General features: G+C 71.0%; 19 protein-coding genes. 13 read left to right on the top strand and 6 right to left on the bottom strand.

The genetic code is table 11. The features are described from left to right. Window positions 1-24: 24 nt before the first annotated feature. Entirely contained in the window at window positions 25-1,428 is a 1,404-nt protein-coding gene (locus ACWFRJ_RS36835) for a sensor histidine kinase (protein WP_453541260.1), read from the bottom strand. A gap of 111 nt (window positions 1,429-1,539) precedes the next feature. On the opposite strand from ACWFRJ_RS36835, the gene ACWFRJ_RS36830 reads away from it, so the two are divergent. From ACWFRJ_RS36830 to ACWFRJ_RS36795, 8 genes are all read left to right on the top strand, one after another. Beyond that, window positions 1,540-2,505, top strand: a complete 966-nt coding sequence (locus ACWFRJ_RS36830; RefSeq protein ID WP_453541257.1) for an ABC transporter ATP-binding protein — start codon at window positions 1,540-1,542, stop codon at window positions 2,503-2,505. After that, a complete protein-coding gene (locus ACWFRJ_RS36825) occupies window positions 2,502-4,019 on the top strand; it encodes an ABC transporter permease subunit (RefSeq protein ID WP_453541254.1) in 1,518 nt (505 codons plus the stop codon). The genes ACWFRJ_RS36830 and ACWFRJ_RS36825 overlap by 4 nt, the downstream gene beginning before the upstream one ends. Further along, window positions 4,016-4,837 carry an ABC transporter permease gene (locus tag ACWFRJ_RS36820; protein ID WP_453541252.1) on the top strand — a complete coding sequence of 274 codons (822 nt, stop codon included), beginning with the start codon at window positions 4,016-4,018 and terminating at the stop codon, window positions 4,835-4,837. Before ACWFRJ_RS36825 ends, ACWFRJ_RS36820 begins: the two co-directional genes overlap by 4 nt. 269 nt (window positions 4,838-5,106) lie before the next feature. After that, on the top strand, window positions 5,107-6,717 hold the full coding sequence (malX, locus tag ACWFRJ_RS36815) for a maltose/glucose-specific PTS transporter subunit IIBC (RefSeq protein WP_453541250.1): 1,611 nt from the start codon (window positions 5,107-5,109) through the stop codon (window positions 6,715-6,717). Window positions 6,718-6,720: 3 nt separating this feature from the next. Further along, on the top strand, window positions 6,721-7,899 hold the full coding sequence (locus tag ACWFRJ_RS36810; RefSeq protein WP_453541247.1) for a MalY/PatB family protein: 1,179 nt from the start codon (window positions 6,721-6,723) through the stop codon (window positions 7,897-7,899). 89 nt (window positions 7,900-7,988) lie between these two features. Next, window positions 7,989-9,212 (top strand): MFS transporter, encoded by a 1,224-nt coding sequence (locus ACWFRJ_RS36805; protein ID WP_453541244.1) that lies wholly within the window; start codon window positions 7,989-7,991, stop codon window positions 9,210-9,212. Between the two features lie 165 nt (window positions 9,213-9,377). Next, window positions 9,378-9,860 carry an Lrp/AsnC family transcriptional regulator gene (locus tag ACWFRJ_RS36800; protein ID WP_453541241.1) on the top strand — a complete coding sequence of 161 codons (483 nt, stop codon included), beginning with the start codon at window positions 9,378-9,380 and terminating at the stop codon, window positions 9,858-9,860. Window positions 9,861-9,886: 26 nt separating this feature from the next. Beyond that, window positions 9,887-10,576, top strand: a complete 690-nt coding sequence (locus tag ACWFRJ_RS36795; RefSeq protein WP_453541238.1) for an HAD family hydrolase — start codon at window positions 9,887-9,889, stop codon at window positions 10,574-10,576. Between the two features lie 231 nt (window positions 10,577-10,807). On the opposite strand, the gene ACWFRJ_RS36790 is transcribed toward ACWFRJ_RS36795, so the two are convergent. Beyond that, the gene (locus ACWFRJ_RS36790; protein WP_453541235.1) at window positions 10,808-11,434 is read right to left on the bottom strand and encodes a hypothetical protein; all 627 of its coding nucleotides are present in this window, start codon (window positions 11,432-11,434) and stop codon (window positions 10,808-10,810) included. Window positions 11,435-11,866: 432 nt separating this feature from the next. Next, the gene (locus ACWFRJ_RS36785; RefSeq protein WP_453541232.1) at window positions 11,867-12,382 is read right to left on the bottom strand and encodes an N-acetyltransferase family protein; all 516 of its coding nucleotides are present in this window, start codon (window positions 12,380-12,382) and stop codon (window positions 11,867-11,869) included. Window positions 12,383-12,399: 17 nt separating this feature from the next. On the opposite strand from ACWFRJ_RS36785, the gene ACWFRJ_RS36780 reads away from it, so the two are divergent. Continuing rightward, window positions 12,400-13,182, top strand: a complete 783-nt coding sequence (locus ACWFRJ_RS36780) for an SGNH/GDSL hydrolase family protein (RefSeq protein ID WP_453541229.1) — start codon at window positions 12,400-12,402, stop codon at window positions 13,180-13,182. A gap of 27 nt (window positions 13,183-13,209) precedes the next feature. On the opposite strand, the gene ACWFRJ_RS36775 is transcribed toward ACWFRJ_RS36780, so the two are convergent. Beyond that, window positions 13,210-13,560 (bottom strand): hypothetical protein, encoded by a 351-nt coding sequence (locus ACWFRJ_RS36775; RefSeq protein ID WP_389905531.1) that lies wholly within the window; start codon window positions 13,558-13,560, stop codon window positions 13,210-13,212. A 141-nt stretch (window positions 13,561-13,701) separates the two neighbouring features. Between ACWFRJ_RS36775 and purB the strand changes: the two genes are divergently transcribed. Then, window positions 13,702-15,144 (top strand): adenylosuccinate lyase, encoded by a 1,443-nt coding sequence (gene purB, locus ACWFRJ_RS36770; protein WP_453541225.1) that lies wholly within the window; start codon window positions 13,702-13,704, stop codon window positions 15,142-15,144. A 52-nt stretch (window positions 15,145-15,196) separates the two neighbouring features. Here purB and lysA read toward each other — a convergent pair whose 3' ends face one another. Both lysA and ACWFRJ_RS36760 read right to left on the bottom strand, forming a co-directional pair. Beyond that, window positions 15,197-16,537 (bottom strand): diaminopimelate decarboxylase, encoded by a 1,341-nt coding sequence (gene lysA, locus ACWFRJ_RS36765; RefSeq protein WP_453541223.1) that lies wholly within the window; start codon window positions 16,535-16,537, stop codon window positions 15,197-15,199. A 62-nt stretch (window positions 16,538-16,599) separates the two neighbouring features. Continuing rightward, window positions 16,600-17,004 (bottom strand): SAV_915 family protein, encoded by a 405-nt coding sequence (locus ACWFRJ_RS36760; RefSeq protein ID WP_453541220.1) that lies wholly within the window; start codon window positions 17,002-17,004, stop codon window positions 16,600-16,602. A gap of 313 nt (window positions 17,005-17,317) precedes the next feature. On the opposite strand from ACWFRJ_RS36760, the gene ACWFRJ_RS36755 reads away from it, so the two are divergent. The 3 genes from ACWFRJ_RS36755 (at window position 17,318) to scpA (ending at window position 22,109) form a co-directional block, all read left to right on the top strand. Beyond that, complete coding sequence (locus tag ACWFRJ_RS36755; protein ID WP_453541217.1) at window positions 17,318-17,905, top strand: hypothetical protein; 588 nt, start codon at window positions 17,318-17,320, stop codon at window positions 17,903-17,905. Window positions 17,906-18,057: 152 nt separating this feature from the next. Then, window positions 18,058-19,908 carry a methylmalonyl-CoA mutase small subunit gene (gene mutA, locus ACWFRJ_RS36750; protein ID WP_453541214.1) on the top strand — a complete coding sequence of 617 codons (1,851 nt, stop codon included), beginning with the start codon at window positions 18,058-18,060 and terminating at the stop codon, window positions 19,906-19,908. Beyond that, complete coding sequence (scpA, locus tag ACWFRJ_RS36745) at window positions 19,908-22,109, top strand: methylmalonyl-CoA mutase (RefSeq protein ID WP_453541211.1); 2,202 nt, start codon at window positions 19,908-19,910, stop codon at window positions 22,107-22,109. Before mutA ends, scpA begins: the two co-directional genes overlap by 1 nt. The last annotated feature ends 1 nt before the right edge of the window (window position 22,110 follow it).

The following is a 22,110-nucleotide window of genomic DNA, read 5'->3' as shown; positions in this document are numbered from 1 at the left end:
TCGTACGGCGTGCTCCCTCAACGGTCATGCGACATGCTCCCTCACCGGTGCCGGGAACACCGGTGCCGGGAAACTCGCCTCGATGAGGAATCCGCCGCGCCGCGCGGGGCCCGCACGCAGCTCTCCGCCGACCATGGCGGCACGCTCCCGCATGCCGACCAGACCGTGCCCCACATCAAGGTCCGCCGAGGTGTGCGGACTTGGGCCGTTGTCGCGTACGCGCAGGCGCAACGTCGCGTGGGTGTAGAGGAGTTCGACGTCCACGGCGGCGCCCGGCGCGTGCCGCCGGGTGTTGGTGAGGGCCTCCTGCACGATGCGGTACGCGGTGAGTTCGAGGCCGGGATCCAGGGGGCGTACCGGGCCCTCGACGATGAGGCGCACGGCGGCGGCCGACGCGTCGCGGGCCTCGTCGACGAGCTCGCCGAGCTGTTCGAGCCCCGGTTGGGGGCGGCGGTCCGGCGCGGCGGAGCCCGCGTCCTCGCGCAGCACGCCGAGCAGCCTGCGCATCTCGGTGAGTGCCGTACGGGCGGTGTCGCCGATGGCCAGGAAGCGTTCGGCGCCGACTGGGGGCAGGCCGGGAGTGGTCAGCCTGGCGGTCTCCGCCTGCACCGCGATCATGGAGATGTGATGGGCGACGACGTCGTGCAACTCCCGGGCGATCCTGGCCCGTTCACCGCGCGCGGCGTGCTCCAGGAGAGTGTCCGCGATGGCCTGCTCGGCCGCACTGTTCACGAGGGCGGTGTCCCGCGCGCCGCGCGCGAGACCGGTACCGGCTGCGACGGCGGCGCCCACCGCGGTGAGGACGGTGAGGAAGCGGTCCCCCGCCCCGGCGCCCGTGGACGCGGTGGCCGCGTACGCGATGAAGGGCAGAGGGAGAAGGGCCGCCAGGTATTTCAGGCCCCGGCGCCCCGCCTGATGGAGCGAGACGAGCAGCGCGCAGAGACCGGCGCCCGTCAGCACGTGGAACGGCGCGAGGGAGAGCATGCCCGCCACCCCGGCGAGTACGGCCGCGGCGGCGAAGAAGCCGCGCGAGTGGCCCGGGGAGGCGTACGGGCGCGTCCGGTCAGCCTGGTTCAGGAGCGCGGACGCCTCCCGGACGGAACGGCTCCGGCGCACGGCACTCCACGGCGCACTGCCCCAACTCTCCCTCCGCCTCGCCCTCCCCCTCCTCCGCCGCACGCCGCTCCGTCGCCCGGCCGGGGCCGATGCGAAGTCGCCGCCCGCGAGCACCGCGACCGGCAGCGTCGTTCCCAGCGCGAGTGACAGGGCAAGCGGCAGGGGAACATCCCCGTCCGTGCGCAGCAACACCTCGCCCACGGCGCCGAGCGCCAGAAGCGCCGCGGCCACGGCCGGGGTCTCCGGGCGGTGCGCGAGGCGACCGCGCACCGCGCCCCGGTCCGCACCCGCTCCCCAAGTTCTCACCCTCACACGTGTCATTGTCACCGGCCCTGAGCCTGTCGGAGTCCCTCACGTGAGGGATACGAAGACGGCTCCACCGCGTGACGACCCGCGGGCACGGCGTCTCTAATCTCGCTTCCCATGGATGGCATCACAGCAACAAGCGATGGCGGCGAAGCGACCATCGAAGTGCGGGGACTGCGCAAGCGGTTCGGGTCGGTCACCGCGGTGGACGGCCTCTCCTTCACCGTCGTGCCGGGGCAGGTCACGGGGTTCGTCGGCCCCAACGGCGCGGGCAAGTCGACCACCATGCGCATCGTCCTCGGCCTCGACTCCGCGGACGAGGGCACCGCCCTCATCGGCGGCCGTCCCTACCGGGCGTTGCGTACGCCCCTGCTCGAAGTCGGGTCGCTGCTCGACGCGGCCGCCGTGCATCCCAGCCGCCGGGGGCGCGACCACCTCCTGTGGATGGCGCACTCGCACGGGCTTCCGGTGCGGCGCGTCGACGAAGTCCTCGACCTCGTCGGACTCGGCCAGGCCGCGCGGCGCAGGGCGGGCGGGTACTCGCTCGGCATGCGGCAGCGCCTCGGCATCGCGGCGGCCCTGCTCGGCGATCCGCCGGTGCTGCTCTTCGACGAGCCCGTCAACGGGCTCGACCCCGAAGGCATCCGGTGGATCCGCGGCTTCCTGAAGTCCCTGGCGGCCGAGGGCCGCGCCGTGCTCGTCTCCAGTCATCTGATGAGTGAACTGGAGGACACCGCCGACCACTTGGTGGTGGTCGGCCGCGGACGCGTCATCGCCGACACGAGCGTACGAGAGCTCCTCGCCGCCGCGTCCGGCGACCGCGTCGAGGTTCGGACAGCCGAACGGACGACGGCGATGACCGTCCTGTCGGGCGCCGGGGCGAGTGTCGCGGCCACCGGACGCGACACGCTCACCGTCTCCCGTCTTGAAGCGGAACGGGTCGTGGAACTGCTCGGCGGCGCCGGAGTCGCCTTCTCCGGGATCGCCGCGCACCGGGCCACTCTCGAGGAGGCGTACATGGAACTGACGAGGAACGACGTGGAGTTCGCCGCCGAGCACCCGGTCGAGGAGGGCACGCGATGACTGTCACCGAGACCCCTCCTCGCCGTCCGGGCACGGTCGTGGTCGGCCGCGACGGCTTCGCGCAGCTCCTTCGTGCCGAGTGGACCAAGCTGCGCACCGTACGCCGCTGGGGCCTCACCCTGCTTGCCGCTGTTCTGGTAACCGTTCTCATCTCCCTTTTCTCCGCGTCCAGTTCGGGAGTCGACGTCGAGGCAGGCGGCGGCTCGTCCGCGTCCGGCGGCCCCGGCAGACACGTCCGTGACGACTTCACCTTCGTGCACCGCACGCTCCCCGCCGACGGCAGCGTCACGGCGCGGGTGACGGGACCCAGCAGTGTGAACCCAGGCCGGGCGCCCGAGTGGGCCAAGGCCGGAGTGCTCGTCAAGGAGAACACCGAGAGCGGCTCCGACTACGCGGCCCTGATGGTCACCCCCGGGCACGGGGTGCGGTTCCAGGACGACTTCACCCACGACGTCGCGGGCGGCGCGGCGTCCCCGGACAAGCCGCACTGGCTGCGGCTGATCCGGGCGGGCGCCACGATCACGGCGTACACGTCGGCCGAAGGAAACGACTGGCAGAAGATCGGCACCTCCGAGCTCGACAAGTCGACGGGCGCGGTTCCGGTCGGGCTCTTCGTGGCGTCGCCCAACGTCCAGTCCATGAAACGCGAGTTCGGCAATGTCTCCATCAGCGACGATCCGTCGCACTCGACCGCGCGCTTCGACGAGGTAACGGTGAAGGGCGCGGCGAGCGGAGGCGACTGGCATCGCACCGACGTCGGTCAGGCCAACGGCGACCAGGGTGAACTCAGCCGTTCCGGCGGCACGTTCACGCTCACCGGCTCCGGCGACATCGCGCCGGGCGCCCCCATGCAGCCCGATCTCGTCGCGACCGCCCTGAACGGCTCCCAGCTCGGCCTCGTCCTGATCGCCGCGCTCGGTGTCCTGTTCATCACCGCCGAGTACCGGCGCGGCATGATCCGCACCACGTTCGTGGCCAGTCCGCGGCGCGGCCGGGTCCTGGTCGCCAAGGCAGTGGTGGTCGGCGCGGCCGCCTTCGCCGCCGGGCTCGTCGCGGCCCTCGCCTCGTTCCTGCTCAGCATGCCCGTACTGCGGGACAACGGTCACAAGCCGCCGCGGTTCCCCGAGATCAGCTTGAGCGACGGTCCCGCTCTGCGCGCGGTGCTCGGCACGGCGGCTCTGCTCGCCCTGGTCGCCGTACTCGCCATGGCGCTCGGATCGCTGCTGCGCAACACCGCCGCCGCGATCACCACCGTCATCGTGGTGATCGTCCTGCCCCTGATCCTGGTCAGCGTGCTGCCGCTCGGCCTCTCGCAGTGGCTGCAACGCCTCACGCCCGTCGCGGGGTTCGCGATCCAGGAGACGACGCCACGCTACGACCAGGTGGCGAGCCTGTGCCTCCCGGAGGACGGCTGCTATCCGCAGGGCCCGTGGGCCGGCTTGGCGACGCTGGCCGCGTACGCCGTCGTGGTGCTCGGCATCGCGGTGTGGCGCATCCGGAAGAGGGACGCGTGAAGAGCCTCGTGCGAAACGGCCTCGATGTCCGTGCGCGGGACGGCCGCGCGCTCGGGACCGTACACGCCGAGTGGACCAAACTCCGTACGCTGCACAGCACTTGGTGGCTCCTGTTCGCCGTGGTGGCGCTGACCGTGCTCGCGGGCGCGGCCACCGCCGCGTCACTGACCACCGGGGACTGCCCGGTGCCCGCCGAATGCCATGAGGACACCGTGAAGCTCAGCCTCACGGGGGTCTGGCTCGGTCAGGGCGCGGTCGTCGTCCTCGCGGTGCTCACGATGAGCGGCGAGTACGGCACGGGCACCATCCGTACGACGCTGACGACGGAGCCGGGCCGCATACGGCTGCTCGCCGCCAAGGCCCTGGTGCTGTGCACGCTGACGGCGGCGGCCAGTGCCGTCGGGGTGCTCGGCTCGCTCCTCGCGGGGCGCGTGCTGCTTTCCGCCGACGGCTTCGTGACGCCGGGCCTCACCGAGGGGCCGACCTTGCGCGCGGCCTTCGGCACGGTCCTCTACCTCACGCTGGCCGCCCTGATCGCCCTGGGCGCCGCCACCGCGCTGCGCGACACGGCGACTGCCGTCACCTCGGTCCTCGGCCTCTTCTACGCCTTTCCGCTGCTCGCGGGGCTGCTCGCCGACCCCGACTGGCAGGAGTACGCCCGGCGGGCGACCCCCGCGACGGCCGGACTCGCGATCCAGGCGACCGTCGATCTGGATCAGCTGCCGATCGGGCCGTGGGCGGGGATCGGGGTGCTCTCCGCGTACGCGGGCGCGGCGCTCGTCGCGGGTGGATCGGTGCTGCGGATGCGGGACGCCTGAGACGGCGGCGCGCCTGAGGGGGGGCGGGGTCCCGGCCTCTCGTACCCCATGGCCGCCCTCTCGTACCCCATGGACAGCGCCCGAGCTGCTGTGATCTCATCCGTCCGGGCGGATCGATCGACCTTCGGCGTGGATCGGTGGGCCTTCCACGCTGATCAGCAGGCGACCCTTGCGTGCAGCATGTGACCGGCCGCCGTCCAGACCCGCGCGCCCGTGGGGCCGGTCATCTCACTTGCACGCCTCCGCTCAGGCCCGAAAGACCCGCACACATGAAGAAGACCAAGTCCGCGCTCTGGGAATTCCTCCAGGGCCTCGGTAAGACGTTCATGCTCCCGGTGGCCCTGCTCGCGTTCTGCGGCATCATGCTGGGCATCGGCTCTTCGCTCTCCAGCGACGCCGTCACCGACAACCTGACCTTCCTCCAGGGCGAGGGCTTCCACCTCGTCTTCACGTGGATGGCGAGCACCGGCCTCGTCGCCTTCAAGTTCCTCCCCGTGATGTTCGCGATAGCCATCCCGCTGGGCCTGGCCCGCGAGGACAAGGGCGTCGCGGCGTTCTCCGGTTTCGTCGGCTTCGCCGCGATGAACCTGGCGGTGAACTTCTACCTCACCGCCAAGGACGTGGACCTCGAGGACGAGAAGGTCATCGCCCACTACGGCATCGCCGACGTCATCGGCATCCAGTCCATCGATACGGGACTGCTCGGCGCCGTCGCTGTTGGCATCGTTGTCAGCGTGCTCCACCAGCGCTTTCGTGCTCAGCGGATGCCGGACGCGCTCGCCTTCTTCGGCGGTCTGCGGTTCGTGCCGATCATCTCCACGCTCACGCTCAGCCTGCTCGGTCTGCTGATCCCGCTGGTGTGGCCGACGTTCAACGGCTGGATCACGGACCTCGGGCGCGCGATCGGTCACGCGGGTGTCTTCGGCCCCTTCTTCTTCGGCATGGGCGAGGTGCTCCTGCGCCCGATCGGCCTGCACCACATCCTCGTCGCCATGTTCCGTTTCACCGACGTCGGCGGCTCGGGCGCGGTCTGCGGCGACCAGCTCTCCGGCGCCCTCAACCTCTTCTACGCGCAGCTCAACTGCTCGAACCCGCCCGGCGACGCGGTCACCAACGCCACCCACTTCCTGTCCCAGGGCAAGATGGCGGTCTACCTCGGCGGCCTGCCGGGCGCGGCCCTGGCGATGTACCACTGCGCCAACAAGAAGATGCGCCCCGAGATCAAGGCGCTCCTGATCTCCGGCGTCGTCGCGTGCGTCGTCGGCGGCATCACCGAACCGCTCGAGTTCCTGTTCCTGTTCATCGCGCCGTGGCTGTACCTGATCCACGCCGTCCTGGTCGGACTCGGATTCCTGACGGCTGCCGTCCTCGGGGTGTTCATCGGCAACACCGACGGCAACGTCATCGACTGGCTGGTCTTCGGCGTACTGCAGGGCACGACCACGAAGTGGTACCTGATACCCGTCATCGCGGCGGTGTGGTTCGCGGCGTACTACTTCCTCTTCCGCTGGGCCATCGTCCGCTTCGACCTCAAGACGCCGGGGCGCGACGAGCCCGCGGAGGACGAGGCCACGGAGGAAGAGAAGAAGGCCGACCCCGACGGCACGGACGAGGCTCCGCGTGAGCTGATAGCCGGGAAGTACGACGCCGTGGCGATCCTGGCCGCGATCGGCGGCGCCGAGAACATCCAGACCCTGGACAACTGCATCACCCGCCTGCGCATGACGGTCGAGGACGCCGAAAAGGTCGACGAGCCCCGCCTGAAGAAGCTCGGCGCGGTCGGCGTCATCAAGCTCGACGCGCACAACGTGCAGGTCATCATCGGCCCGCAGGTGCAGTCGGTGAAGGACGCGATCGCGTCGATGGTCCGGGTGGGCTGACAGGTGCGACACCCCGGCCACGACCACAGCTACGACTTCGGCACACCCGTCGACCGGCACGGCACCTGGTGCACGCAGTGGGACTACGTGGAGGACCGCTTCGGCGTTCCGGACCTGCTGCCCTTCACCATCTCGGACATGGACTTCGAGACGGCACCCGAGGTCCTCTCCGCACTGCGCGGCCGTCTGGACCACGGCGTGCTCGGCTACTCCCGCTGGCGCCAGGCCGATTTCCTCTCCGCGATCGTCGACTGGTACGGCACACGCCACGCGACGGAGGTGGCTCCGGAGTCGATCGTCTACGGCCCGTCCGTGATCTACCAGATCGCCCAGCTCCTGCGGCTCTGGTCGCGACCCGGCGACGGCGTCGTCGTCCACACACCGGCGTACGACGCCTTCCCCAAGACCGTCGCCGCTCAGGAACGACGGCTGCTCGGCTGCCCGCTCGGTGACTGGGCCGAACTGGAACGGCTGCTCGCACTGCCGGACACGTCGGTCCTGCTCCTGTGCTCACCCCACAACCCCACGGGCCACGTGTGGACGGAGGCAGAGCTGGACCGCATCGCGGAGCTGTGCGGGCGCTACGGCGTCGCGGTGATCAGCGACGAGATCCACTCGGACCTGGCGCACCCGCCGTACGTACACCGCCCATGGGCCCTGCACGGCGCCCGCGGTGGGCGCTGGGCGATCGTCACATCGGCGTCCAAGTCCTTCAACATCCCGGCCCTCACCGGCAGTTACGGCATCATCGGCGACCCCGGGACACGCGACGCGTACCTGCGTCACCTCAAGGAGGCCGACGGACTCTCGTCCCCGGCGGTGCTCTCGCTGGTCGGGCACATCGCGGCCTACCGGGAGGGAGCCCCATGGCTGGACTCCCTGGGCACCTATCTGCGCGGCAACCTCCGACTTGTCGCCGACCGCCTGAACACGGCCTTCCCGGCCCTGCACTGGACGCCACCACAGGCGGGCTACCTCGCCTGGATCGACGTACGCCCCCTGGGAGTGGACGACGAGGCGCTGCAGCGTGAGCTGATCGAGACGCAGAAGGTGGCCATCATGCCCGGCACGGCATACGGCTCCCCCGGCCACCTGCGCCTGAACGTGGGATGCCCGCGTACCAAGGCCGAACGGGGAGTCACGGCGCTGATCGAGGCCGTACGGGCGATCCACATCCAGTGACGTGTGGCCTCAAGTGGCGCAAGAAGCACATGAGTTGTGCGTATGGTCAAGGGGAGGGTGATCGACGCAGGAAAGCGAGGAGGGGCTGCGTGGCAACAGCACCGTCGGCTCGCTGGCACAGGCTGGCCGTCCTCGCGGCCCTGATGCTGGCCGCGTTCACTTTCAACACCACGGAGAACCTGCCGATCGGGCTGCTCAAGCTCATCTCGGCCGACGTGCAGGTGTCCCTCTCGGCGGTGGGCTATCTGGTCACCGGCTACGGGCTGACCGTCGCCCTGGTCTCCCTGCCTCTCGCGCACGCCACCCGGTCCATGCCGCGCCGCCATGTGCTCACCGTGCTGCTGACCGCGCTCGTCCTGTCCAGCCTGATCTCGGCGCTTGGCTCCAGCTACTGGCTGCTGATGGTCGCCCGCCTTGTGACCGCGCTCGCCCAGGCGCTGTTCTGGGCGGTGATGGGTCCGGTGGCGGTCGGCCTGTTCCCACCGGCTGTCCGGGGGCGGGTGATCGGGGTGCTTTCGGTGGCCGGTTCGCTGGCCCTGGTCCTTGGTGTCCCGCTCGGCACGTGGCTCGGGCAGCAGAGCGCGTGGCAGGTCCCGCTCGTCGTGCTGGCCGGTCTTGGTCTCGTCTCCCTCGTCACGATCGCTGTTCTCCTGCCCACGTCCCGTCCGGAGGAGGGGCACGCGGCCTACGGTTCGGCGCCCGACAAGCGGCGGTTCAGGATCGTCCTTGCGACCACCGCCCTGTCCGTCACGGGCGCGTTCGCGGGCTATACGTACCTCGTGAAGTTCCTGGGTGACGTGAGCGGTTTCTCCGACACCTCCGTCAGCGCTCTGCTGATGGTCTCCGGCATCGCGGGCGTGGTCGGCGTGGCGATCGCGGGACCGCTCCTCGACCGCCATCCGCGCGGCACGCTGGTCGTTCCCGTGGCCACCCAGGCGGCCGGCATGCTGGGTCTTTACGCGTTCGGTACCGCCCCGGCCGGAGCCGTCGCGTGCCTGGCGCTCCTTGGCGGCTCGCTCGGCCCGGTGTTCATGGCCACCCAGAACCAGATGCTGCGCTTCGCTCCCGGCCGTACCGAAATCGCCCTTGCGGCCAACTCCGGTGCCTACAACGCCGGGGTCGCGGGCGGAGCGCTGCTCGGCGGCCTCGTCCTGCCCGCCTGGGACGTGCGGGCCACTTTCCTGGTGGGCGGGCTGCTGACCGTCACCGCGTTCGGGGCACTGCTCACCGAGCGGATGCTGCCTCCCGCGGAGCAGGGCCGTCCGGCCGATTCCGGCCGGACGGTGGACAGCAGCCACGCCGAGCGCCGCTGATACCGAAGGGCGAGATCTTCAGCGCCGCGAGGCCCTGGTCGAGTTGCTCGGCCGGGCATCGCGTCAGGGTGTTCCGCCTGGCCAGAAGGCCAAGGCCAGACGCGCCGGACCGTACCATTGGTACAGTCGCAAGGTTCGCCCCTCGCACCAGGGAGACCCCGCACCATGGCCGTCGACGAACTCGACACCCGCATCCTGCGTCTCCTCCTGGAGCAGCCCCGCACCAGCGTCCGTGAGTACGCGCGGGTGCTCGGTGTCGCCCGTGGCACCTTGCAGGCCCGGCTCGACCGCCTTGAGCGGGACGGGGTGATCACCGGGACGGGGCCGTCCCTCTCGCCTGCCGCGCTCGGGCACCCGGTGCTCGCCTTCGTGCACATCGAGGTCACCCAGGGGCATCTGGACGAGGTGGGCGACGCGCTCGCCGCCGTGCCGGAGATCATCGAGGCCTTCTCGATCACCGGTGGCGGCGATCTCCTGACCCGCGTCGTCGCCCGGGACAACGGTCACCTTGAGGACGTGGTCCAGCAGTTGATCCAGATGCCGGGCGTGGTCCGTACCCGTACGGAGATGGCGCTGCGCGAGCGCGTCCCGCACCGGCTCCTTCCCCTCGTCGAGTCGATCGGCCGGGTCTCCGCCGCGCAGCGGTGATCTGCGGCTTTGGCATGCTGGAGTGCATGAGCACCTTCGGCAGGACCTCGGTCATCTTCGATCTCGACGGCACACTCGTGGACAGCGAGCCGAATTATTACGAGGCTTCGCGCGAGCTGCTCGCCGAGCACGGCATCGAGTACACCTGGGCCGACAACGAGAGTTACGTCGGCATCGGCACCCAGGAGACCCTCGCCACGTGGCGGGACCGGTACGGCATCGGCGTACCGGTGGCCGAACTGCTCGCCGAACTCGACCGGCGCTATCTCGTGCTCGCCCGCGCCGAGACCCACGTCTTCCCGGAGATGCGCAAGCTCGTGGAGCAGTTGCACGGAGCAGGGGTGCCGATGGCCGTGGCCTCGGGGTCCTCGCGCGCGGCCATCGACGCGATCCTCTCGGGCACCGGCCTCGACGCGCTTGTGACCACGGTCGTCTCGGCCGACGAGGTCGCGCGGGGCAAGCCCGCGCCCGATGTCTTCCTCGCCGCGGCCGCGCTCATCGGCGCGGATCCGGCCGACTGCGTGGTCCTCGAGGACGCCGCCCCGGGCGCGACGGCGGCGCACGCGGCCGGCATGCGCTGCATCGCGATCCCGTACGTCACCGCCCACACGGACGCACCCGCGTTCGCGTCCGCCGATCTGCTGCTGCGGGGCGGGCAGGGCGAGTTCACGGCGCGGGCCGCGTGGGACTACCTGGCGTCGGTGTCGCGCCCGTAGGCGCGAGCCACGGCGAGCGGATCGGCGACCGGCCGCGCCTTGCCCTCGGCCGCGAGCCGCCGGATGTAGCGGGCCGACCGACCGGTGGACCGGGCGCACCCGGGTCTCCTCCCACAGGGCACGCAGGTCGTCGTCGGTCTGCGCCTGCTGCTCCAACAGCCGGTGAACGCCACGGCCGCGCAGCCGTGATCGCCCTCGGGCAGCCGGTCGGTACCGCCCTCAGGCGGCCCGTCAGTACATGATCCCCACGAGGCCGTCCCCCTGCTCGGCGCAGACGAGTCCGCCCGCGCAACAGGCGCCCCAGCTTCCGGATCCGGGCCCGAAGAGGGTCACCCGCTCCCAGTGCTCCACCGTGGGCCTTGCCCGCGAGAGGCGCAGGCCAAGATCGTCCACCGCCAATTCGGCCGGCGGCGGCTCGTCGGAGGCCGCGGCGAGTCCGGGCAGGACGGCCACGATCTCGGCAGCGGGATAACCGAACAGATCGATGTCGTCCCAGGCCACCGGAGTCGATTCCGCACCGCCCTTGCCGCCCCTGCCGTCCGCCTGGGCCCGCGCCTGGATCTCCACGCGGGCCAGCCGGTCCGTGGCACCCGGGCCGCCACCGCCGAATCCCAGGACGACGCCGTCGAACTCGGCGCCGAAGCTCCAGTCCGGTTCGAAGAGGAGGCCGCCGAGCCAGGCGTCGTGCGCGTGCCGGAGCTCCGCGTACTGGCCCAGGGTCAGCCCCATGCACTGCCGGTGGTGCGTGACTTTGTCGGGCGGCAGCAGTTCCAGGATCTCGCCGGGTGTCATCCCGAACTTCAACAGTCCCGCGCCGCCCGGCAGCTCCACGCCGACTTCTCGCAACAACTCCAACATTGCACCATTGTTCACCCGTCAGCCCAGGTGGCAAGGCTGTTGACGAGATCACACAGAAACCGGTTGCGAGGGCGGCGGTGGGTCGAGGGTCAGGACTGGGGTCGGCTCCCGTGGTTGGCCGCGTGCTTGCGGCGTGCCTTCTTCTTGCGGCGTCGCTTCGATGACATGAGATTCCCCTCTCGCCAGGTTCACCATGAGTGGCTTTTAGTGCGTTTTCTACCGTTCCACACCATGGCCCGACCGGCGACTGGATCTCTGCGCTGTCCCGCTCTCACCGAAGGCCCGCCGGTAGTCGCCGGGCGTGGTGCCCAGATGCGCCCGGAAACGGCGGCGCAGGGCGAGGAGGACGACTTCTAGAAGGTGGGCGCCCGGCCGGATCGCCCGCGCGCTCGTCGACTTCTTCACGGCGTAGAGGACCTGGTCCCCGCTTCTTCACGGCACAGCGGCCCTGGTCCCCGCGCCCGCCCCCGCACCCTCGTCCGCGCGACGGAGCCACACATAGCTGACCGGCTGCGGGTTGTTCCACTCCGCGGCCAGAGCGGGGTCGACGGGCAGGAACCCTGCCCCTCGGTAGCAGCGCAGGGCCGCGGCGTTCCCCGGATGCACGCGCATGAAGATCTCCGTGTATCCGACCCGCAGGGCCAGCTCGGCAAGGCCCCGCACCAGCAGGCGCCCGACGCCCCGCCCGCGGAATCCGGGGGCCACGATGATCCGGGCGAGTTCCGCCTCGTCCTCCTCCTCGTCGCACCACACCTCCCCGTAGGCGCGAAGGCGCTCCCCCTCGACCAGCACGTGACCCCGTACATCCCCGTCCCGCTGCCACTCGGCGACCACCCGCGCGGCGACCGGGAAGTCCCGGAGGCCGCACCACAGGGCCACCTCACCGACGGAGGCCGGCCAGGACGCGACCGTGGCCGCATCCGCCACGGCGAAGGGTCGAAGCTCCATGTACGATCGCTCCCGCCATGCAGATGAATGCCAACTACACCAGTCTCGTCGCCGTCGGCGACTCCTTCACCGAGGGCATGTCGGACCTGCTGCCCGACGGCAGCTACCGCGGCTGGGCCGATCTGCTCGCCGCCCGGATGGCTGCCGTGTCCCCCGGTTTCCGGTACGCGAACCTCGCGGTGCGCGGGAAACTCATCGCGCAGATCGTGGCCGAGCAGGTGGACGTCGCGGCCGCCATGAAGCCCGATGTGATCACCCTGGTGGGCGGCCTCAACGACACGCTGCGCCCCAAGTGCGACATGGTCCGCGTACGCGACCTCCTCGAGGAGGCGGTGGAACGGCTCGCCCCTGCGTGCGAGCAGCTGGTCCTGATGCACAGCCCCGGCCGGAACGGCCCCGTGTTCCAGCGGTTCCGCCCGCGCATGGAAGAACTCTTCGTCCACATCGACGAGTTGGCGACGCGCCACGGCGCCACGGTCGTGGACCTGTACGGATCGGCCGTGCTCGGCGACCAGCGCATGTGGGACGTCGACCGGCTGCACCTGACGCCCGAGGGCCACCGCAGGGTCGCGGAAGCGGTGTGGCAGTCTCTCGGTTACGCCCCCGAGGACGACTGGAATTCCGTGCTCCCGGCCACCGCCCCGCCGAACTGGGCGGCGCGCCGCGTCATAGACGTCCGCTTCGCACGCCAGCACCTCGTCCCGTGGATAGGCCGCCGCCTCACGGGCCGCTCCTCCGGTGACGGCCTCCCGGCCAAGCGGCCCGATCTGCTGCCGTACGGGGACGACCCGCGCGCGTAAGCCTGTACGCGGCGCCGCGTACCCGCCCTACTCCTCCACCTCGTCCTCGAAGTGCAGCGCGATGGACTGCAGCACGTCCGCCGACGTCACATCGGTGCGCCCCTCGTCGTGGGCTTCGGCGAGCTGCGCGAAGGAGAAGGCGAAGGCCGAGGTGATCTGTTCGATGACGGGGCTCAGTTCCCGGCCCACCACCTCGGCGACCTCGATGGGGGTGGCATCGGCGGGGATCTCGATGCGCGGCAGCATCTCCTCGAGCATCGTGCCGACCGCGCCGCTGGGTTCGACCTCGCCTTCCGGGTTCTCCCGTACCTGTCGGCGCATCTCGATCGCCTCGGTCAGGATGCCGACGACTCTTTGGATGATCTCGCGCTGCTCCATGCCGTGAAGCCTAGACGTACGTGGATCACGAGAAGCGGAAGCGATCACGGGAGCGGTCTGGAGGATGCTCCAACGGCCCGGATCTCCCTGACTGTACGGACGGTCAAAGGCCAGGTCGGACGGCAGGTAAACTCAGGACACGTGACTGCCGCGCCTGCAAAGCCCCGTATCCCGAACGTCCTCGCCGGGCGTTATGCCTCCGCCGAGCTCGCCACCCTCTGGTCGCCCGAGCAGAAGGTGAAGCTCGAGCGTCAGCTCTGGCTCGCCGTCCTGCGGGCGCAGAAGGACCTGGGGATCGAGGTGCCGGACGCCGCCATCGCCGACTACGAGCGCGTCATCGACGACGTCGACCTCGCGTCGATCGCCGAGCGCGAGAAGGTCACGCGCCACGACGTGAAGGCCCGCATCGAGGAGTTCAACGCGCTCGCCGGACACGAGCAGGTCCACAAGGGCATGACGTCGCGCGACCTGACCGAGAACGTGGAGCAGCTCCAGGTCCGGCTCTCGCTCGAGCTGGTGCGCGATCGCACCGTCGCGGTGCTCGCGCGGCTCGGGAAGCTGTCGGGCGAGTACGCCGAGCTGGTCATGGCGGGCCGTTCGCACAACGTCGCCGCGCAGGCGACGACCCTGGGCAAGCGTTTCGCGACGACCGCCGACGAGCTGCTCGTCGCGTACCGCCGCGTCGACGACCTCCTTCGCCGCTACCCGCTGCGCGGCATCAAGGGCCCCGTCGGCACCGCGCAGGACATGCTGGACCTGCTCGGCGGCGACGCCGAGAAGCTGACCGACCTGGAGCAGCGGATCGCCGGGCACCTCGGCTTCGACCGCGCCTTCACCTCGGTCGGCCAGGTCTACCCGCGCTCCCTGGACTACGAGGTCGTCACCGCCCTGGTGCAGCTCGCCTCCGGGCCCTCATCGATGGCCAAGACCATCCGTCTGATGGCCGGGCACGAGCTCGTGACCGAGGGCTTCAAGCCGGGCCAGGTCGGCTCGTCCGCGATGCCGCACAAGATGAACACCCGCTCCTGCGAGCGCGTGAACGGCCTCACCGTCATCCTGCGCGGCTACGCCTCGATGACCGGCGAGCTGGCGGGCGACCAGTGGAACGAGGGCGACGTCTCCTGCTCGGTCGTACGCCGTGTCGCCCTGCCCGACGCGTTCTTCGCGCTCGACGGGCTCCTTGAGACCTTCCTGACCGTGCTCGACGAGTTCGGCGCCTTCCCGGCCGTCGTCGCGCGTGAGCTGGACCGCTACCTCCCCTTCCTCGCCACGACCAAGGTCCTGATGGCCTCGGTGCGTGCGGGCGTCGGCCGCGAGGAGGCCCACGAGGCCATCAAGGAGAACGCCGTAGCCTCCGCGCTCGCCATGCGCGAGCAGGGCGCCGAGCGCAACGAACTCCTCGACAAGCTCGCCGCGGACTCGCGGATTCCGCTGGATCGCGCCGAGCTCGACGAGCTCATGGCCGACAAGCTGTCGTTCACGGGCGCGGCCGGTGACCAGGTCGCCGCCGTCGTCGCGCAGATCGAGGTGCTGCTCAAGGAGCACCCCGAGGCCGCTGCCTACGCCCCCGGCGCGATTCTCTAGAACCCTCGGTAGCCGTACCGACCGGTTGCAGCCTCCCGGCGGGGCCGTCGTCCTACAGGCCGACGTCCCTGCTGCGGAAGTCCTCCAGGGACTCGCGCCGCACCAGGAGCCGCGCGTGCCCGTCGGCCACGGCGACCACGGGAGGCCGCCCCACGAGGTTGTAGCCGGACGCCATCGAGAGGTGGTACGCGCCGGCCACCGGCACGCCCAGGATGTCTCCCGGCCTTACGTCGCCCGGCAGTTCGATGTCCGTGGCGAGCACGTCGCCCGCCTCGCAGTGCCGTCCGACGACGGTCGCGGGCGCGGACGGAACCGTGGAGTGCCTGCCGATGAGACGCGGCACGTACCGCACGCCGTACAGCGCGGGCCGCGGGTTGTCGCTCATTCCGCCGTCCACGGCGACGAAGGTGCGTCCGCCGGTGCGTTTGACGGCGAGCACGCGATAGAGGGCGACTCCGGCGGGGCCCGCGATGGCCCGCCCCGGTTCGATGAGCAGCTTGGGCACGGTGAGCCCCGCCGCCGCGCAGCTCTCGGCCAGTGCGGCGCGCACCTTGCGGGCGAGCGTGGTGATGTCGAGGGCTTCCTCGCCGGGGCGGTAGGCGATGCCGTGGCCGCCGCCGAGGTCGAGTTCGGGCAGTGTGACGCCGTGCTGGTCCTTGATGCGGGCCATCAGGCCGACCAGTCGGCGTACGGCTGCCAGGAACGGCTTGTCGGTGGTGATCTGCGAGCCCAAGTGGCAGTGCAGGCCGGTCAGTTCGAGTCCTGGCTGGCCGATGATGCGGGCGATGGCGTGCTGCGCGGAGCCGTCGGTGATCGACAGGCCGAACTTCTGGTCGTCGGTCCCGGTGCGAATCTTGGCGTGACCGCCCGCCGCGATGCCCGGCACCACCCGGACCATCACCTTCTGGCGGCTGCCCTGCGGCACGGCAGCGGCGAGCCGTGCGATCTCGGACGCGCTGTCGATGACGATGCGCCCGACGCCGAGCCGCAGCGCGGCCTCCAGGTCGTGCGGGCTCTTCGCGTTGCCGTGCAGCACGATGCGCTCGGCGGGGAAGCCCGTGGTCACGGCGAGCTCGAGCTCCCCCGCCGAACAGACGTCGAGGCCGAGCCCCTCCTCGGCGACCCAGTGGGCCATCGCGCGGCACAGGAACGCCTTGGCGGCGTAGTGCACTTCGGCGCCCGGAAAGGCGTGCAGGTAGGTGCGGCAGCGCGTGCGTACGTCGCCTTCGTCGATGAGGTAGGCCGGGGTGCCGAATCGCTCGGCGAGCTCGGTGAGCGGTACGCCGCCGACGGCGAGGTCGCCGTGGGCGAGACGCGCGGTGGACGCGGGCCAGACGGACAGGTCGTCGTCGGCGGTGGCGTCCGGGGTGACGGGTTCGTGCAGGGTGGTCATGGGCAGGTTCTCTCTTCGCCTCGTCCTCGTCCTCTTACGGTTCCGCTCGCGGTGCCGCGTCCTCAGCCGATCCAGGTGGTCAGGGCGCCGACCAGTGCGGCGGCCCCGGTGACACGCAGCGCGCCGACGGCCTGCGGGTCCCACTCGCGCCAGGCGGCTGTGCGCCTCTTGGGTGCGGTGACGGGTTGCGCGGCGAGCCGCGGGTCGACGGTGACCTCGTGGACGCCGAGCGGCTCGGTGAGCGCCCGGAGCGCCGGTTCCGAGAGCCTGATCCAGGCCTGACGGGCGCCGAGGGCCGCGCTGAGGCGCTGGGGGGTGGTGAAGGCGACGGCGGTACGGGCGCCGACGGGTGTGCGGAACAGGCGGGCGACGCAGCCCGCGGGTCCCGGCCGGACGGGGACGAAGAGCGGTCCGGCCGGGCCGGGTTCGAGGGGCTCGGGGTCCTCGCCGCACTGTTGCTCTGCCATGGGGTTCCTCCTTGAGGATCCTGTTCGGTGAACGGTGGCCCCCGGGCCCGGGCAGGAACCCGGGGGCGTCTCCTGAAGCTATGCCCGGCCCCGGGTGCCACCTGCCCCTCCATGACGGGACGTTGACGGTGACGGGGCACGTGTTGACGAGGACTTGACGAGGTCACGCCTCGTCCGGACGGCGGCCCGTCCGGACCCGCCCGCCAAGCCGCCCGTCAAGCCCCCGTAAAAGTGACCGCGCGCCGCGTCAGCACCGCATCAAGGTTCGGCGCGGCGGAAATCCCGCCCCTACGAGATACCTACCGTCTCCCTCATGGCCCGACGCATGACGCGCCCCGCACGGCGCACCTCCGGCACTTCCGGCCCCGGCATCTCCGGCACCCCCGGCATCCGTACGACGCCTCTGTGGACGCACGACCGCACCTGGGCCGGGGACGCACGCTCCGCCGCGGCCTGTGCCGCACTGCTGTTCGGGCTGCTGCTCGCGCTCGACGCGGTCACCGGCAGGCTCGTCCCCTGGCGGTCGCTGCTCTGGCTGGGACTCGGTGTGCTCCTGTTCGCCGCGCTCACGCCGCCGCGTGTGGCGGCGCACGACACGATCCTGGTCTCACGGGGTCCGATCCGCGTCCGGACGGTGCGTCTTGATCGTCTCGTGGCGGTGCGCCGGTCCGACGGCATCGCGCCGCGGCTCGTCCTGCGGGACGCGTGGGGCGGAGAGGTCGTACTCGACCCCGAGGTACTCGTCGTCAATCCGCCGCTCTGGCGCCTCGTGGCCCGGGGAGCCCGCACCTCGGCCGCCGACGGCTCGCTCCTGTGCGGGGCGACCGCGCTGCGCCGGCTGTCGGAACGCATCGACCGCGACACGGCCGAGGGAGTCTTCAAGGCCTCTGGCCTGGAGTGATTCCAGGTCGGGCCCCCGACAGGCACGGCGGGGCCCGGACTCCGCCCCGCCGTAGCCGCGCGTCCGTTCGAGATCAAGAGCGCACGGAAGAGGTCAAGGTCACAGCCGTACACGGCACCGAGTGCCAGGGGTTCCGCCCTAGCATCATGCCCATGACGGTCCTGCCTGACGACGGGCTTTCCCTGGCCGCCGAGTTCCCTGATGCGACCCATGAGCAGTGGCAGCGCCTGGTGGAAGGCGTGCTGCGCAAATCGGGTAAGGACGCATCGGGGCCGGCCGCGGAGGAAGCGCTGTCCACCGCGCTCGAAGACGGGCTCATCACCCGCCCCCTGTACACCTCCCGGGACGCCGCGCCTGACGCCGGTTACCCGGGTTTCGCCCCCTACGTCAGGGGCGGCACCGCCGCGGGCGGTGCCGCGGCGGGCTGGGACGTACGGCAGCGGCATGAGACCACCGACCCCGCGGGCACGAATGAGACCGTGCTCGCGGACCTGGAGAACGGCGTCACCTCGCTGTGGCTCGGCGTCGGCCCCGGCGCGCTCCCGGTCTCCGGCATCGAGCGCGCCCTTGACGGCGTCTTTCTCGACCTGGCGCCCATCGCCCTGGACGCGGGCGGCGAAGTCGGTCCCGCGGCACGGGAGTTGTTCCGGCTCTACGAGGAACGGGGCATCCCGAAGGACGCTGCGCACGGCACCCTCGGCGCGGACCACCTCGGCCACGAGGCCCGCACCGGCGAGCGGCTCGACGCCGCCGCCGCGATCGAACTGGCCCGGCTGTGCGGGCAGGAGTACCCCAACCTGCGCGCGCTGGCCGTCGACGCCCTGCCGTACCACGAGGCGGGTGGCTCGGCCGCGCAGGAGCTCGGCGCGTCGCTCGCCACGGCGGTCGCCTATCTGCGCGAGCTGACCGATGCCGGGCTCACGGTCGAAGCGGCCTGCGCCCAGCTGGAGTTCCGGTACGCGGCCACCGCCGACCAGTTCCTGACCATCGCCAAGTTCCGGGCGGCACGGCGGCTCTGGGCCCGCGTGGCCGAGGCCTGCGGCGCCCCGGACGCGGGGGCGCAGCGCCAGCACGCCGTGACCTCATCGGTGATGATGTCGCGCCGCGACCCGTGGGTGAACATGCTGCGGACGACGGTGGCCTGCCTCGGTGCGGGCGTCGGCGGCGCCGACTCCGTCACCGTCCTGCCCTTCGACCACTCGCTCGGCCTGCCGGACGCTTTCGCGCGCCGCATCGCCCGCAACACCTCGACGATCCTCCTCGAGGAGTCGCACCTCGCCCGCGTCATCGACCCGGCGGGCGGCTCCTGGTACGTGGAGCGGCTCACGGACGAACTCGCCCACGCGGGCTGGGAGTTCTTCCAGGAGATCGAGCGCGCGGGCGGCCAGGCGGCGGCCCTGCGCTCCGGTCTGATCGGTGAACGCCTCGCCGCCACCTGGGCCAAGCGCAGCGAGAAGCTGGCCAAGCGGCGCGAACCGATCACCGGTGTCAGCGAGTTCCCGAACCTGACGGAGCGTCCGGTCGAGCGCGTGGCCCCGCCCGCCGGACCGTCGGGCGGCCTTCCGCGCGTCCGCCGCGACGAGGCGTACGAGATCCTGCGCTCGCGCTCGGACGCCCACCTCGCATCGGCGGGTGCCCGCCCCCGGGTGTTCCTCGCCGCGCTCGGCCCCGCCGCCGCGCACACCGCACGGGCCTCCTTCGCGTCGAACCTCTTCCAGGCGGGCGGCATCGAAGCCGTCCACGACCCGGTGTCGGTGGACGCGACGACCGCCGCAGACGCGTTCAAGGCGAGCGGCGCCACGGTGGCGTGCCTCTGCTCGAGTGACGCGCTCTACGAGGAGCAGGCCGCGGAGGTCGCGGAGGCACTCAAGTCGGCAGGTGCGCAACGGGTGTTCCTCGCCGGACGGCCCGCCGAATTCGCTGATGTCGACGCGTACGTCTTCGCGGGCTGCGATGCCGTGTCCGTGCTCTCCTCCACCCTCGACCACATGGGAGTGGCGTAATGGCGATCCCCGACTTCTCCGGCATCGGCCTGACGCCGGACGCCCCGTCCGAGGTCACCAAGGACCAGTGGCGCAGCGCCGTCAAGGAGTCCACCGGCAAGGCCGACGACGACCTCCTGTGGGAGACCCCGGAGGGCATCGCGGTCAAGCCGCTGTACACCGGCGCCGATCTCGAAGGCCTCGACTTCCTCCAGACGTATCCGGGCGTGGCGCCGTATCTGCGCGGCCCCTACCCCACGATGTACGTCAACCAGCCCTGGACGATCCGGCAGTACGCGGGGTTCTCCACCGCCGAGGAGTCCAACGCCTTCTACCGCCGCAACCTCGCGGCGGGCCAGAAGGGCCTCTCGATCGCCTTCGACCTGCCGACCCACCGCGGCTACGACAGTGACCACCCGCGTGTGACCGGCGACGTCGGCATGGCGGGCGTCGCGATCGACTCGATCTACGACATGCGTCAGCTCTTCGACGGCATTCCGCTGGACAAGATGACGGTGTCGATGACGATGAACGGCGCCGTGCTCCCCGTTCTCGCGCTGTACATCGTGGCCGCCGAGGAACAGGGCGTGGCGCCCGAGAAGCTGGCCGGGACCATCCAGAACGACATTCTCAAAGAGTTCATGGTCCGCAACACCTACATCTATCCGCCCAAGCCCTCGATGCGGATCATCTCCGACATCTTCGCGTACACCTCGCAGAAGATGCCGCGCTACAACTCCATCTCGATCTCCGGCTATCACATCCAAGAGGCGGGTGCCACAGCCGACTTGGAGCTGGCGTACACCCTTGCCGACGGCGTGGAGTACCTGCGGGCCGGTCAGGAAGCGGGCCTGGACGTCGACGCGTTCGCGCCGCGGCTCTCCTTCTTCTGGGCGATCGGCATGAACTTCTTCATGGAGGTCGCCAAGCTCCGTGCGGCGCGCCTCCTCTGGGCGAAGCTGGTCAAGCAGTTCGACCCGAAGAACGCCAAGTCGCTCTCCCTGCGCACCCATTCGCAGACATCGGGCTGGTCGCTCACCGCGCAGGACGTGTTCAACAACGTCACGCGTACGTGCGTCGAGGCGATGGCGGCGACGCAGGGACACACCCAGTCGCTGCACACGAACGCACTCGACGAGGCGCTCGCCCTGCCGACCGACTTCTCCGCGCGCATCGCCCGCAACACCCAGCTGCTCATCCAGCAGGAGTCGGGCACGACGCGGTCGATCGACCCGTGGGGCGGCAGCGCGTACGTCGAGAAGCTGACGCACGATCTGGCGCGGCGCGCCTGGCAGCACATCGAGGAGGTCGAGGCGGCGGGCGGCATGGCGCAGGCCATCGAAGCGGGCATCCCGAAGCTGCGCGTCGAGGAGGCCGCGGCCCGTACGCAGGCGAGGATCGACTCGGGGCGCCAGCCCGTCATCGGCGTCAACAAGTACCGCGTGGAGAGCGACGAGCAGATCGACGTCCGCGCGGTCGACAACTCCTCCGTACGCAACCAGCAGATCGCCAAGCTGAAGCGCCTTCGCGAGGAGCGCGACGAGGCGGTCTGCCAGGACGCGCTGCGGGCGCTGACGGCGGCGGCCGGGCGGGACCCCGGTCCTGGCCTGGAGGGCAATCTCCTCGCGCTCGCGGTCGACGCGGCCCGCGCGAAGGCGACGGTCGGCGAGATCTCCGACGCCCTGGAGTCCTCCTACGGGCGGCACGCGGGGCAGATCCGTACGATCTCCGGTGTGTACCGCACCGAAGCAGGCTCGTCCCCGTCCGTGGAACGCACCCGCACGCTCGTCGGGTCCTTCGAGGAGGCCGAGGGGCGCCGTCCGCGCATCCTGGTCGCCAAGATGGGTCAGGACGGCCACGACCGCGGCCAGAAGGTCATCGCCACCGCCTTCGCCGACCTCGGCTTCGACGTGGACGTCGGCCCGCTCTTCCAGACCCCGGCGGAGGTCGCGCGCCAGGCGGTCGAGGCGGACGTGCACATCGTCGGCGTCTCGTCGCTCGCCGCCGGGCACCTCACCCTCGTACCGGCGCTGCGTGCGGAGCTCGCCGCCGAGGGCCGCGAGGACATCATGGTCGTCGTGGGCGGCGTCATCCCGCCACAGGACGTGTCGACCCTCCTGGAGATGGGCGCGGCGGCCGTCTTCCCGCCCGGCACGGTGATCCCGGACGCCGCGTACGACCTGGTGAAACGGCTGGCGGCCGACCTCGGTCACGAGCTGTGAG

The organism is Streptomyces sp. NPDC055239 (assembly GCF_053606205.1).
The sequence above is the reverse complement of the archived record's forward strand: the minus strand, read 5'-3'. Positions and strand labels throughout refer to the sequence as shown.